This window comes from Victivallaceae bacterium, assembly GCA_036659455.1.
Taxonomy (GTDB): Bacteria; Chlamydiota; Chlamydiia; order Chlamydiales; family Chlamydiaceae; genus JAVXCN01.
The window spans coordinates 609,009-623,437 of sequence record JAVXCN010000001.1; the positions used below are offsets into that span (position 1 = coordinate 609,009).

14 protein-coding genes and 1 tRNA gene are annotated in these 14,429 nt (G+C 40.8%); 2 read left to right on the forward strand and 13 right to left on the reverse strand.

Annotated features, from left to right (window positions below):
* Window positions 1–6: 6 nt before the first annotated feature.
* From RSA43_02895 to RSA43_02930, 8 genes are all read right to left on the reverse strand, one after another.
* Window positions 7–1,434 (reverse strand): DUF687 family protein, encoded by a 1,428-nt coding sequence (locus RSA43_02895; protein ID MEG2496232.1) that lies wholly within the window; start codon window positions 1,432–1,434, stop codon window positions 7–9.
* A complete protein-coding gene (locus tag RSA43_02900) occupies window positions 1,395–1,733 on the reverse strand; it encodes a hypothetical protein (GenBank protein ID MEG2496233.1) in 339 nt (112 codons plus the stop codon). Before RSA43_02900 ends, RSA43_02895 begins: the two co-directional genes overlap by 40 nt.
* Window positions 1,734–2,063: 330 nt before the next feature.
* Window positions 2,064–2,945: a DNA cytosine methyltransferase gene (locus RSA43_02905; GenBank protein ID MEG2496234.1), complete on the reverse strand. Its 882-nt coding sequence runs from the start codon at window positions 2,943–2,945 to the stop codon at window positions 2,064–2,066.
* 299 nt (window positions 2,946–3,244) lie between these two features.
* A complete protein-coding gene (locus RSA43_02910) occupies window positions 3,245–5,137 on the reverse strand; it encodes a DUF687 family protein (GenBank protein ID MEG2496235.1) in 1,893 nt (630 codons plus the stop codon).
* 42 nt (window positions 5,138–5,179) lie between these two features.
* Window positions 5,180–7,225 carry a hypothetical protein gene (locus RSA43_02915; GenBank protein MEG2496236.1) on the reverse strand — a complete coding sequence of 682 codons (2,046 nt, stop codon included), beginning with the start codon at window positions 7,223–7,225 and terminating at the stop codon, window positions 5,180–5,182.
* 34 nt (window positions 7,226–7,259) lie between these two features.
* Complete coding sequence (locus RSA43_02920) at window positions 7,260–8,009, reverse strand: DUF3820 family protein (GenBank protein ID MEG2496237.1); 750 nt, start codon at window positions 8,007–8,009, stop codon at window positions 7,260–7,262.
* A gap of 33 nt (window positions 8,010–8,042) precedes the next feature.
* Window positions 8,043–8,492: a tRNA (adenosine(37)-N6)-threonylcarbamoyltransferase complex ATPase subunit type 1 TsaE gene (gene tsaE / locus RSA43_02925; GenBank protein MEG2496238.1), complete on the reverse strand. Its 450-nt coding sequence runs from the start codon at window positions 8,490–8,492 to the stop codon at window positions 8,043–8,045.
* Window positions 8,471–9,187 (reverse strand): DUF2709 domain-containing protein, encoded by a 717-nt coding sequence (locus tag RSA43_02930; GenBank protein MEG2496239.1) that lies wholly within the window; start codon window positions 9,185–9,187, stop codon window positions 8,471–8,473. The genes tsaE and RSA43_02930 overlap by 22 nt, the downstream gene beginning before the upstream one ends.
* 247 nt (window positions 9,188–9,434) lie before the next feature.
* Here RSA43_02930 and RSA43_02935 point away from each other — a divergent pair.
* Both RSA43_02935 and trxA read left to right on the forward strand, forming a co-directional pair.
* Window positions 9,435–9,515, forward strand: a tRNA-Leu gene (locus RSA43_02935).
* A complete protein-coding gene (gene trxA / locus RSA43_02940) occupies window positions 9,489–9,857 on the forward strand; it encodes a thioredoxin (GenBank protein ID MEG2496240.1) in 369 nt (122 codons plus the stop codon). The genes RSA43_02935 and trxA overlap by 27 nt, the downstream gene beginning before the upstream one ends.
* On the opposite strand, the gene RSA43_02945 is transcribed toward trxA, so the two are convergent.
* Genes RSA43_02945 through hisS form a run of 5 tightly spaced genes read right to left on the reverse strand, consistent with a single transcriptional unit; the run spans window position 9,835 to window position 14,380 of the window.
* Entirely contained in the window at window positions 9,835–10,305 is a 471-nt protein-coding gene (locus tag RSA43_02945) for a tRNA (cytidine(34)-2'-O)-methyltransferase (GenBank protein MEG2496241.1), read from the reverse strand. The genes trxA and RSA43_02945 overlap by 23 nt on opposite strands.
* A gap of 2 nt (window positions 10,306–10,307) precedes the next feature.
* Complete coding sequence (locus RSA43_02950) at window positions 10,308–11,126, reverse strand: FKBP-type peptidyl-prolyl cis-trans isomerase (GenBank protein ID MEG2496242.1); 819 nt, start codon at window positions 11,124–11,126, stop codon at window positions 10,308–10,310.
* 53 nt (window positions 11,127–11,179) lie between these two features.
* Entirely contained in the window at window positions 11,180–11,332 is a 153-nt protein-coding gene (locus RSA43_02955; GenBank protein ID MEG2496243.1) for a hypothetical protein, read from the reverse strand.
* Window positions 11,332–13,101 carry an aspartate--tRNA ligase gene (aspS, locus tag RSA43_02960; protein MEG2496244.1) on the reverse strand — a complete coding sequence of 590 codons (1,770 nt, stop codon included), beginning with the start codon at window positions 13,099–13,101 and terminating at the stop codon, window positions 11,332–11,334. The genes RSA43_02955 and aspS overlap by 1 nt, the downstream gene beginning before the upstream one ends.
* A complete protein-coding gene (gene hisS / locus RSA43_02965; GenBank protein MEG2496245.1) occupies window positions 13,091–14,380 on the reverse strand; it encodes a histidine--tRNA ligase in 1,290 nt (429 codons plus the stop codon). Before hisS ends, aspS begins: the two co-directional genes overlap by 11 nt.
* Window positions 14,381–14,429: the final 49 nt, after the last annotated feature.

Consider the following 14,429-nt stretch of genomic DNA (forward strand, 5'->3'; position numbering starts at 1 on the left):
ACGATCTTAGACCTCTTCCTCTTCCTCTTCGGAATCACTTTCGCTCGCTTCGACCAACCCCCGGTGTTCAGGAGCCTCAACTACGAGTTCTTCTTGAGGTCGATTTCTTAACATCCTACTTAAAGATATGCTATTCAAAACCATCGAAGTCAATCCTAATGCTCCGCACAAAGCTAAAGTGATCGCATAGGCCGTTGCCGCAGGGTCCAATCCGGGTTCCGTAGCGGGTACTCCGGTTGTCGCGTTAAAATCTCCGGTTGTCGCGTTAAAAGGAGTACCGCCGAAAGCAGTCTCCAAGGAAGGATACATCGAGAAATTAAAGAAGAGGTTAGCCGCGACACCGACAATTTGACCCGCAATTCCCCACAGTACCGTTCCTTCCACTCCCCGAGCAAAACCCACCCGCGCGGCAGGAGAATTTTCTCCCGAACGCACTGCAACGGCTGTTTCTTCTGAAGAACCGACAAGAAAAGTTTGAAGACGCCCTCTCAAAGGAGATATCCATACTACGGATTGATCAACAAGAAATGCCGGAGTAAAATAGACAGCTAATATACCGTAAGCAATCCGCAATACCGGCATTAACGAAGGATTCAAAGCATAGGCCCAAAGAAAAGCCGGACCGTATAAGGCCTGTACCGTCTCCATAAAACCGGTTCTTAAGGCAAGGGTTCTCGCTCTATTGCCGCGGTTCTGGCTTCTCGGGACATAAACCAAAACCGTATTTCTGATTGTATTGACTGCCACAAGCAAACAGAACCCGTTATATAAGTGCAGACGCATACTGCCGGAAAAAACTCTCATTAAAAATACGGCATCTACTGCCAGAAGCGTCTGTCTTGCGGTATCAACAACGGCTATACTCCAACTTAATGGGTCGTTTGGATGAGAAGGAACGAAGGCCCCTTCGTATAAATTCTCAATATCCTCTTGTCGAAGAATCCCGTCACGCAAGGCGTGTTCAAAATCTTCGGCTATAACAACATGTTCCGCAACCGAATCTCCTCTCAAACCGACGGATGCCGGAATAGCAGGGTTTTCGCCCGAAAAGAGTAGCCATTCATATCTAATAGTACCTATAAACGTAGAACTGGCGAAACAATTGTCAAAGCAACCTATCGATTCCGGATGACGCTCAACAATCGTAACCGGGGTAGAAAGAGACCCTGATAACGAAGTTAAATCTCCTCTAGATCTGTAATAAACGATCCGGTGACATCTATCTCGAGGAATAATCGTCGACGGTGCAATCGCTACGACGGTAATTAGATAAGCCTGCTGATAGCCTTCCAAAGCAGCTGCGACGGTTGCCGTTGAGGCTCCTGCACAAAATTGCAACCGAGGTTCACCGGGATGCTGCTCAAACCAATCATCCCACCCCTCTCGTAATAACCTTACGGCATCGAGATCAAGTCGAGGAAATAACCCACCAATCCCCCCCCCCCCGGTTGATAAACAACGTCAAGATTGACGGCCCCTCCTATAATTTGGCTTAACTGAACGGCTTGAGCGCGAGTTTCTTCTATTGTAAGATTATTTTGATTAATGAACCCTACGGGATAAGCCCCTATGACTACAGGTTGACACGATCCGACTACGAACCGGGAGGCTCGTTCTTTCTGAGAAGGCTGCCGGATTGTCGTATCTATGGATAATTCGTCGTTTTCACCTTGATCCTCTTCATCCAAGGAAGAAACACCCGAAACACCTGAATTATTAATTGGAGAGACCATATTAATTTACCTCAATCGATGCTTTTAAAATGATATTATAGCTGCCTGAAAACATCCCTAAGGATAAGGATACTGTCCGACACGCAAGTGACTTTCCCGTTACGATTTAAAGACTTTCTAAAAATCTTTAAAAATAGTGATGAAATTAATCGAAACCGGAGACAAGATCATAAAATGAAATCTCCCTGTTTCGGTCACAGTCAATGCTAACGAAGGAAAGTGTTGTCTTTTTTCATAGACCCGAAGAATCAAAAATTTTCGGACTCTTTAATGCTACTTTCGCCGGTGCCAACAATAATTAACCAAAGTAACGGGGATATGGTAATAAAATTAAAAATTTAAATCCAAAAATTTTACTAATGCTTCAACGGTTTTACTAATAGCAGGCACTGCTACGCTATTACCAAGTTGTTTTATGGCTTGCGTTTCGGAAACGGGAAATCGAAAATCCTCAGGAAATCCCATCATTTTTAAGCAGTCCTTTAATCGTAATCTATATTCTTTATTATCGACCAAATACGTATCCCAATTTCTTCTGTCATGTATTTTGGAACCTCTTCCTCCGACTCTAAGAGTAAATCCAATCACTTTATTACAAGATTTGCCGAAAATATCCTCCATAGTCAAAGTCAAAGGAATTTTTGTCGGAAACACGAAGTCCACGGTTCGATCTTTGAAACCGACCATAAACAGTCTCGGACGATGTTGAGGCAACCCGAAATCGGATGCTTTGATTATTTTATGAAAGAAAGAATATCCGAGTTCTTCTAAAATTTGTCTAATAATAGAAAATGTCCGACCTCCGTTATGACTTAACAAATATCTCACATTCTCCAAAAAAAAAGCTTTAGGCAACTTTATTCTTAGAATTTCAGCAATATAGAAAAAAAGAGTCCCTCTCATATCGTCAAATCCTTTCTTGTTTCCTGCTTGTGAAAACGGCTGACAAGGAAAACCCGCACAAAGTAAATCATGATCGGGAATGTCTTCCGGATTGATTCGAGTAATATCCTTCGGAAAAGCAGACACTTTATAATTTGCCGAATAGGTAGCTCGAGCCCCTTCATCCATTTCACAGGCTAAGACACATTCGCCTCCGTTACGAATCCCTGCCAGATGAAATCCTCCTATACCGGCAAACAAGTCAATAAATTTAAACTTTACTGAACGATCCTTAACACCGATGACACGATCCGTCTTTCGACTGCCCATGTTAATACCTTTTCATACATTATCTTCTTTTTTACCCTTTTCAGAATCGTTATTGTCGGACACAACCGATCTAAGATTTTCCGCTAATACCGTCAGGGGATCCCATATTTAGTTGTTAATATTAAAAAAATCAGTCACTCTACAGGACACCGCTTAATAAGCTCTTGCCGTCTGTGGTTCCGATTACGAACTTCGATAAAAAATCCTATCGATCGCATAACACCGGTTAAAACGAAAGCTATGTTCAATTTATCGGCACGCGTTAAATATTTTCATCATGAAAACAAGAAATAACGGCATTATTGATCCACACTTGAATCATCAAAAAAAACATCATCATTTTCAGGAGACATATCTAATCCCCCTTCCCGGAGCTCGACTATACCCATCTCCACCCGTGTATGATCATAATTATAAAGTCCTCTGAAAAGTCTTCTTGTCAGCCTAATATTAGCGATTACGGAAGTTATGGAAAAACACCCGGTTATACTTATCAAAACCATTAATCTTCGAAAATTGCTGCCTGTTAAGCTACCCGTAGATAACACGGGAGCAACAATTGCACCTAATAAACCGCCCATACCGAACAATATGGCACTACCCGTTCCGATCTGCATCATACTTCCTACAATTCGATTAACTATTCCGACTCTAGTTGCCTCAGAATTTTGATATCGACTACTCATTAAATAACTATCACTAACTATAGTCCATCTTCTTTGCACGCGATCTCTTAACGGGGCATAACATCTAAACATCACGTCCACGAATAAACAAGAACTTGAAATAACAATGCAACTTCTTCTCGATATGTTGGCAAGAGCGGAAGAAGAGCTTAATCCGGAAAATAAACACAATCGAAAACAAGAAACGAAAAAACCAATGCTCCCCCCTCTTAAAGCAAGTATTCTTAAGGAACAAGAATTTCTTGTGAAATCTCTACGGACTACATAAGCCCCTAGACTGCTGAAAATCCCTAGACTCTGTAAAAGGGGGGCTCCGTGTCCTATTACTGAAGACAAACTCAAATTCCTGATCATAACCAGAGCTATTTCCGTAATCAATAACGATATATCCCTGATCAAATTATGAGCAACTGCCGTGCTTGCCTCCCGATCCAAGGGAAACTCATCTAGGGCGGCTGTGCATAAATTATTTTCGGCAACAATTCTTAAATCGGGACCATAATTAACAACAATAAATTCATTTAAAATACAACGTCTCGTAATATTTCCCGTAGAATCTCCGAATTCAAGAGATCTCCAAAAAGCCGCTACCGCTTCCTCGGAATTATCGACCTGTTGTGCGAAAGAAACACGATCCAAAAAACGCTCTCTAAGACCCTGTACCTGTGAATCGAAAGCATGTGTCAACATTCCGAACATTTGCAGTTGCTCTCTCATTTCAAAACACGCTCTCTCTAAAGCCAGAATATCATCAAATGACGGATCATGCATGGCATAACCAAACAGCCCCCGACTCTCGGACTCTCGTTCCAGCAACGTGAAATGAGGGAAAGCACTCCCAGGACCTCTAACCATGGACGTAACGTCATATACCGTTCGATAGTGTCTAACTCTAAAACAAGAATTTGGATTTATCATGCAAGAAGGAGCTATAGCTACTACAAAAATTCTGGCAGCATATGGGTATCCGACCAGAGCAGCTCTAACAATATGTGCACCCCCTCCCGCACAAAATTGTAATCTTAAAGATTCGCGAGAAGATGTTCGCGCAAAATAGGCATCCCAGCTCCATCGCAATAGAATAACGGCCATTTCCAAATTCGATGAACGACTCGACTCCCATCCTAAAACCGAAGGATTATATATGACATCAATAGGCCAAGCCCCTAATGACAACAAATGACAGGCTTGCATACGACATTCGAGCAAAGTCGTATTGCCTTGATTAATGAAACCGACCGCAGAATAAGAAGGAGAACAACTACAATCGGAAACTAAAAATCGACAAGGCTCGGCAGCGAAAACCGGAATAACCGCCTCAGCTATCGTCTCAATACTCAGCAGGAAATTTTCCGAAACGGAGTTAGGAGGATCAGCAGGAGAAATCGGAGTAACACCAATAACGGATTGAACATTACCGGAATTATTGGAACTTACTGAAGAATCATTATTTGAATCTACGGTTAAAGAAGATGTTTCCGAATTTAAATTATTTTCAATAGTCACGACTAATTAAACATACCTTCCGCTAACAATATTATTTCAATATCATAGCGCTCCTTCTTCCGAATTGTCATCTTCCCCTCCCCAATGCTCGTCGTTATTTGCAGGTAAATATAGACTTCGTCTCATACCGTTAAACGATACGGAAGGAGCATTAGGAACGGGTGTTTCAATCCGATTATCTCCGCGTAACCTACGCATCATTCTTCGAACTTGCACTATGTTACCGACTATAGTCGCCGCCGAAACCAATCCCGTAAATCCGACTAAAGCCATCTGTGCAATACTCCCGCCGCTAAGATCTGCTGCCGTCTCAGCCGTCATTGTCGTATTATTCACTCCAGATTCTGCTGTATAGTTTGAATCAGGCTCGTCTAACGACGAGAATACGGGAGCCAGAAGCGGATATAAAGTACTTGCCGCAACAATGAGTCCCGCAAGTCCGCTACTGACCTGAATCGCACCCCTAAAAACTCTTCTGATAAGACCGAGACGCTGAGCTGACGCATCAGTGGCTCGATCCGTTACGATATCTTCAATTTCTACTTCCGTCAAAGACGACTCTATACGTCCCCTTAAGGGAGAATAAAGCCTGGTTATCATTTCCGTTATTAACTGAGTCCCGGTAATGATAAAGTATCCGCCTACTCCCGTTACAACGAATGCGGGAGGATGATATCCCGAAATTATCAAGCCTGAAAAGGCGCCTACTTGATAAAGATAGCTAATATAATCGAGCAAATGTAATCTTAAGGACGCCTGTCTCAATAAAGTTCTGTTACCATCCGGGTCTCTACGAATAACGTAAACCCCTATTCGCTGTAGTATGCTTACTACGTGACAAAGCGGCACACCTACACTCACCAGCATAAAATTAGAATAACCGGAAGCAATAGAGAGGATAATGTTCGCAGGTATCATGCAAGCATCTCTAAGAAAATTTATATTTCTCAACACTCTTTCACGTCTATCTCTCGGATATTCATCCAGACTTAATTCAGGTAAATTATCCCCGGAATTCAAAACACACTCTTGTTGATAACCGGTTATAAATCTCATTATCAATTCCCGTCTTGTACGCCTAAGTATTGCATGGTCTCGATTAACGGCATGATGAGTTTCCAAGCCGCGCTGTTGGACTATAGGTCCCAAAATTTGCTTGGAATCAAGACATCGATCTCTTAACTCCTGAACTTCTAAATCAAAGTTGGCGGGTAATGCTCCTGCGATACGCAGCCGTTCTCGTAACTGAAAACATAACGCCTCTAAAGAAACCCAATCTTGAAAAGTAGAACTATAATCTCGATTGTCAATATATCCACGACTCGTAGCCGAACGTTCAACAACGGCAGTTTCGGGGTAGGAGCCGCCTCGTTCATGAATCATCGAAACACAATCGTTTGCAGCACGATAATGCCTAACCGAAAAACAAGCATCGGATCGGATTAAACAAGAAGGAGCGAAAGCCACCACAAAAATTCTTTGAGCATGTTGATATCCTTCTAAAGCCGCTCTCACGACATTTACACCCTCTCCCACACAAAATTGCATCCGAAAGGCGCCGGGAGCACGCGATTCCGTCGAAAACGCTTCCGAAGTGTTAAGGGATGTTATATCCGAAGACGAATCAAAAAATTCATCCCAACTACGTCGTAGTAACAAAACGGCTTCAGTAAATGCAGAGGTGCCGGAACGGCGTGAAAGACGCGGATGATATATAACGTCCAGTGTTCCGTCACAATATGAAAATAAATGAGTGGCATTCATACGACATTCAAGTAAAGTAGTATTCGCAGAACCAATGAATCCTAAGGATGCGCTATCTTGACACCATGTATCGGTAGAAACAAAAAATCGGCACGCCTGCGTCTCTATATGAGCGGGAGAAAAGGGAGATGCCGGAATGGCAGCCGTAATGGAATCTATTCTATCCAGTACTGACGAAAAACCAGAGGCACTCTCTACTTCGCTACCTATTAAGACTATTTCATCTTCATCACCGGCGACTAAATTATGGCTTGCTTCTGTATTCATCAAATTGTTTGCAGACGTCCCCGTCCCTTGAGCTGACTCATTTTCCAAAGGTCGCATATTACATCTCCGAATAAAAAAATTTTTAAGTTATTTAAAGATCCGCAAAAGGATTTCCGGATCGATTGAACGTATTACCTTTATTACGTAATTTAATTTCATTCCGAATGGAATATAAAAGATCGGCATCGAAATCCATCTTTGAGGCCCATAAAAGATATGGCATCGGTATTTCGGAAAATACGCATCCCTTGTGTTTTCCTAAGGGCATATATTTCATCTTTATCGGCTTGGACAAAATACCAAGCACTTGATCTAAAGTGCGGAACCGACGGCATAAATGCTTAAACACTTCTATATTAATTTCAACATCTCTCATAGCTCTATGAAGAGAGCCTCGATCGATATTAAAATGCATCGCCAATGCTTCCAACGAATTATTCGGACTGTCACCGTAATCCTTAGCAAGACGTAACGTATCAACCACCGAATACTTCGATACAAACTCCTGACCGACCCTTTTGGCTTCCTTAGCCAATAAGTCTAAATCATATCCGACATTGTGTCCTACGATTAAAGGATTCTCTCCTAGAAATCGGAGCAAGGTCGGCAAAATAGCCGCAATTTTCGGCTGTCCTTTCAACATATCGTCTGAAATATGATGGATCTTCATAGATTCAACCGATACGTTCTTTTCGGGATTTACCAAAGACTCAAAAGAATCGATACACTCGGAAAAAGTAAATCTGACCACTGCTATTTCTATTACACGATCGCGTTCCAGGTCTAACCCCGTCATTTCACAATCCAAGCAAACGAATTCAGTGTTTTTAAGTAAAGGCATGATAATCTGGGTACTCCGAAAAGTAATTATATTTTAGATTCGAAGAAGACTCCGATTATCATCAATCGAAATCTCTCTTTCATTCAGTACGTCGCAATAACTTATGTCGACGGTAATCGTCTTTTGAAAATCACAACTTAATTTTTCTCCCCATTCTATACAAACCACTCCTCTATCCGACTCAACGTCATCAAAAACAACCGGCACAATGTGTGGAGGGAAACGATACAAGTCGTAATGATAGACACATAACCTATCATTCATATAAATATTAAGACCCCCGAAAGAGGGACTGGTTACAGGCTCACGATAACCTAAACCGAAAAATCCTAAAACGAGTCCTCTTATAAAAGCCGTCTTACCGGAGCCAAAATCTCCGTAAAAAACAACGACATCCCCGCAATTGAGCGTTTTCCCAAGCTCAAAACCGACGTCTACGGTTGCTCGTTCATTTTTGGTAATTAATCGGCAGTTTCTACCCATTCTTTGATATAAGCATGAAACTCATTATCTTCGGCTAAGAGCTCCAGAAACGAGGTAATTTTTTCTTCTTCCAATGAATTTTGCAATAAATTCAAAAAAGATTCTTCCAATTGAAACTTATTCTGATTCTGTACTTCCAATAGACTCATCGGCTTCAGGTAGTTGGATTTAAAATCTTCAATGACATTGTCTAAACTGTTAAATAATTTTCCGGAAACGGTCGAAGAGAATACCGTCTTTTTTATCGGTTCCTTAAGAGGTTGGATATAATTTCTGATCACTTCAGGATCATCCGAAACAAAAAATCTCTTAACCTTAACTCCGCCCTGTCTTTCGGTATTTTCCTTACAAGTAGATAACCAATCATAAATCGCATCTTGAGGATTAGTGTAAACGTTATCCGCAAAAACCTTCCCTGTAAAAGGACAAATATAAATACGTTTCGTTTCACTATTAACGGACGGACGACCCGCGCCTATATAGATCTCGGCTTCTCGCCAAACCTTACCGGCTGCCTCAAGCTTAGACAAAGCTTCCTCAGCCGTCGAATAAATAACTTTATCTTTCACGAAAACAACGGGACTCAATCCCAAAGATTGGCCTAAACAAAACAGGTAGGCATCCAACAATTCGGGCTTTCTTTGAGTTTTTAAAAACCGGAGTAATTTTTTCTTGGTACTACCGGAAACATTCATAATAAACCTCTATACCAAAGTAAATCCAATCCCGTACGGAACTATGATAAACAACGAACCTATCGTTTCAAAACACGACTCTTTAGACGAAGAACAACGATCGGTAGTCCAACAGGATAGCTAAGTATAATCTTTTTAGAAAGAAAAATATCTTTCTCCTAATAAAAGGAAATTTCATTGTCCGGAGAATGGAAATTAAGTGAACTATTGTTTTTTTTACTTAAAAATCCTAAAATCATCTCACATTGCGACCATGGCGGAATGGTAGACGCGCTAGATTCAGGTTCTAGTCGGTTAACCGGTGGAAGTTCGAGTCTTCTTGGTCGCATTTAATCGTTACGAAGTGAGTGTTCTTATGGTAAAGGTATTGTCGAGTGAGACTTTCGTTGAGTTTATTGGAGAAGGACTTGTCCTTGTCGATTTTTTTGCGGAGTGGTGTGGTCCTTGCAGAATGCTAACCCCGATTCTTGAAGAACTTTCTTCCGAACTTTCCGGTGTTCTAAAAATCGGAAAAATCAATATTGACGACGAAAATACCATCGCTGCGAAATACGAGGTATCCTCGATTCCCACTTTAATACTTTTCAAAAACGGACAGGAAGCGGAAAGAATCGTAGGGCTCAAAGATAAAGCTTTCTTAATGTCTTTTATACAAAAACATGCCGTCTGATTTCTTTTTGACGAACCGATTCATAAAGTGCCACACCTACGGTCGTGGCCAAGTTTAACGATCTATTTCCGGGAATCATCGGTAGGGTATATAGGTTATTTCGATACCGATCTAAAATCTCCGAAGGAAGACCGCTTCCTTCGGAACCGAAAATCAAACATCTATTTTCAAAACTCAGGTCGGCCTCATAGTAGTTTTTCGTTCCCTTAGTCGAGAAGAAAATCAAATCACACAAAGAGTACTTGCTATTTAAGTACCCTTCTAAGTCGTTAACAAGATTGACCTTCAGTCGTTCCCAGTAATCCATGCCGGCTCTTTTTAAAAACCGATCTTCTAAAGAAAAACCTATAGGTTTAACTAAAGTCAACTCAGCACCGACGGCTACACAAGTTCTTCCTATATTCCCAGTATTCTGAGGAATTTCAGGACGAAAAAGAACGACTTCCATTTTTAAGAGGCAATATCCTCCTCTACAGCTTTGCTTGACACACCATCGGCTTTTACCAACTCAATATCAAAAATCAATAACGAGTTAGGAGGTAAATGTCCGGAGCATCCGTAAGCCAGATCGGGATGAATATATAATACTCTTTTCTCACCCTCTTTCATGCCTTTCATACCTAAAGAAAACCCGGGAATAGCTTGAGACAAGGGTAATAATAAAGGTTCGTTCAAATCACGAGAGCTAGAAAAAACTTCTCCTCCCATGAAAGAACCTTTATAATGAATTAGCGGAGTGCCATTTTCAACTACTTCAGCTCCAGTCCCTTCTTGTAAAATACGATACTGCAACCGATTCGCTTCCACTTCTACAATATCCGGCTGCATAGCATTTTCCTTTAAGAAAGTTTCGGCTAAAGCCAAATTAGTCTGTGCTTTTTTATCAAAAAAAGACTTCTGTAACTCGGAAATTTTTTCCTGATAAACTTCATCACTCAAAGGAGCCTCCTTACCGTCTAATTCATCTTTAATACCTTGAATGATTTCTTCCGGATTGAAACTAATTCCTTCGGTTGCCATTACTTGGCGAATTAAAAGATGACCGAAGGTTTTTGAAATCCGATTGAAATCTTCTTTCAAAGAAGTACTATCGCTATTAACGATGTTATTAACCGAACCATATTCTTTTACACTACAAGATTCTTCTTCGAGAGTAAGGTCTTTCCCAACCGTGGGTTGCAAGACTGCTTTCTTTTGCGGAGCAACACAGCTTGATACTATCGCCGCTAGCGATAGACATCCGAATAATAGTTTGAACGTTTTTTTCATTAAGTACTCACATTAACATGTAATTCTTTATTAACGACGTTATTAACCAACGCCTACTCTTTTAAACCAAAAGATGCTTCTCCAAGAACAATATCTTTTGCAACCGTAGAGGGTTGTAAGATTATTTTTTCTCCCGGAGCAACACAACTCGATACTACCGCTATCAGCGACAAATACCCTAATAACAATTTGAATGTTTTTTTCATTAAGTCCTCACATTAATATGTAATTCTTTTATATGTAATTCTTTTAATTGTTGAATCTCTATCTCTCCCGGGGCACCGGACATAACGTCCGCAGCTTTCTGAGTTTTTGGGAAGGCTATGACTTCTCTAATACTGTCGGAGTTCGATAAAATCATGATAATTCTGTCCAATCCCAAAGCTATTCCTAAATGAGGAGGGACTCCGTAACTTAAAGCTTCAACAAGAAATCCGAACTTATGATGAATCTCTTCTTTTGACAAGCCCAAAAGTTCAAAAATCTTAGCTTGAAGAACGGAATCATGTATTCTTTGCGATCCCGACGCTATCTCATAACCGTTTAAGACAAGATCATAGCCGGATGATCTCACGTTAAGAGGATTCTCGTCCAGTAAAGAAATATCCTCCTCTAAAGGAGAAGTAAAAGGATGATGTTCCGAACTCATTTTTCCCTCTTCCTCAGCAAATAAAGGGAAATCCGTTATCCAAACGAATTTATACTGATCATCGGAATACAAATTTCTGTCTTTAGCTATCAATCGACGCAAATGATCCAAGGCTTGATTCGCTACACTTTTAGGAGCAGCAATAAGGAAGACGGAATCTCCATCTTCTGCATTAAAATTTGTCGCTAAATCATAAAAATCGTTTTTATCCGCAAATTTAAGAATATTCGAAGTAACGTCTCCCGATTGATAGCGAATCCAAACGAGACCTTGAGCCCCATATCTTTTGACGAAATCCGTATAATAATCCAATTGCTTTCTTGAAATATCTGCTCCTCCGGGAACACGGAATCCCTTGACTAACCCACCAAGCATCAACTGTTGACGAAAAATCTCAAAGCTCGTTTTTTTCGCAAAATTTTCACAAGATTGCAACAACAAATCAAACCTTAAATCCGGTTTATCCGTACCGTATTTATCCATAGCTTCGTAATAAGACATCTGCATAATGGGCAGATCTATTTTCATACCCATGATCCCGAATACAACCATCATTAATTTCTCTATGATCGGGAATAGATCTTCGGAAGAGCCGAAGCTCAATTCAACATCGATTTGAGAAAATTCCGGTTGTCTGTCTGCTCTCAAATCTTCATCTCTAAAACAAGTGGCTATTTGAAAATAACGATCCAGACCGCCTATCATCAACAACTGTTTAAAAATCTGCGGAGATTGAGGTAATGCATAAAATCTACCGGGATAAATTCGAGACGGAACAAGATAATCCCTTGCTCCTTCCGGAGTCGATTTACCCAATACCGGAGTCGTAACCTCAACAAAACCTTCGGAATCCATGAAATTACGACAAGCCAACACGATGCGATGACGAAGCACCAATCTATCTAAAATTCGACCACGCCGCATATCCAAGTAACGGTATTGCAAACGAAGATCCTCATTGACTTTAATATTCTCGTCACAAATCGAAAAAGGAGGCACTTCGGCTTTAGATAAAATACGACACTTATCAATATTAATTTCTATCATACCGGTAATTAGATTTTTATTTTCCATACCGGCCATTCGCAGATTGACAATTCCTTCTACTTCAATAACCCATTCCGAACGCAGTTGACTCATATGCATGTGCAGATCCGAATTCTCTTCGGAACGACAAACCAACTGAGTAATGCCGTATCGATCTCGAAGATCAACGAATATAACACCACCGTGATCTCGATAACGATGAACCCATCCGGATAATTTGACAAATTCCCCCTTGTTATCCCCCGTCAATTCTCCACAAACACGCGTCCTATATTTCATATTTAGCTAATAACCTTTCTTTAAGTTCACATCGAGAAACATAAGTTTCTGTCCGTCGATTCATGTCTTTAAGAATAAATTTGTCATCTCTCAGCTCGGTTTCACCGACTGCAATAACGTACCCGATCCCTTCAGCCGCGGCAGATCTTAACATAATCTTAAGATCACGTCGAGTAAGATCAATATCCGTCACTATTCCTGTATCTCTCAATTCACGAACCAGTTCGAAACAAAAGCTTTCGAATTCTTCTCCTAAGGGTAATATTTTCAATAATGAAGAAGCCTTAGGCGACAAGTAATTCTGATCCATTAAAGTTTGGATCACCCGTTCCAATCCCGTACCGAAACCGCATGACGGCAGATCCGGACCGGACAATTTCGAAACCAATCCGTCATAACGGCCGCCGCCGCCGATGGCGTTTTGTGCCGATTTCAAAGGAGCCGTTACTTCAAAAACTATGTCCGTATAATAGTCCAACCCGCGAACCAGTTTATGATTAATCTCATAATTAATACCGACATCCTGCAACAATTCTAAAATTTTTTCGAAATAGATGGAGCTCGATTCATCCAAAAAATCCAATAAACGAGGAGCTTCCTCTATGATTCTCTGATCTTCCTGCTCTTTAGAGTCTAAAATTCTAAGCAAGCTTCCTCTATCGAAACGTTCCCGACTTAAGGAAGATAGATCGTCGTATTCAGCTTGAAAGAACTTTTTCAACACCTCATTATAAGCCGTCACGGAAACCGAGTTGCCTAACGAATTAATATGTAATACTAATCCTTTCAACCCAAGATCTCTGTAAAAATCCCATAGTAAACAAATCACTTCGACATCTCTATAGGGATGTCGAACTCCTATCGATTCGGCTCCGAATTGATGATGTTGTCTATATCTGCCCGCTTGTTGTCTTTCGTATCGAAACATAGGAAGAATATAAAAAAATTTCGATTCCTTACTTTTTTCATACAGCTTATGTTCAATAAAAGCGCGTATTACGGGCGCGGTTCCTTCCGGCCTTAGAGTTAAAGAACGTCCTTTTCTATCCAAAAAAGTATATGTCTCTTTTTTAATAATATCCGACCATTCCCCTAAAGAAGAGAATAACTCGGTTTTTTCCAAAACAGGCGTACGAATTTCGTTAAACCCGTACAAACCGGATTTTTCTCTAATGACATTTTCAAGATCGATCCAGTAAGAAGAATGTCTCCACTGATCCTTATCGGTACGCGAACAAGGAAAAATATCAAAAACGCCTTTAGGTGCCGAACATCCCATGGTAACGGTCCCCTCCACCGATCGCTTTCTTAAAAAATTATTTGGAGAA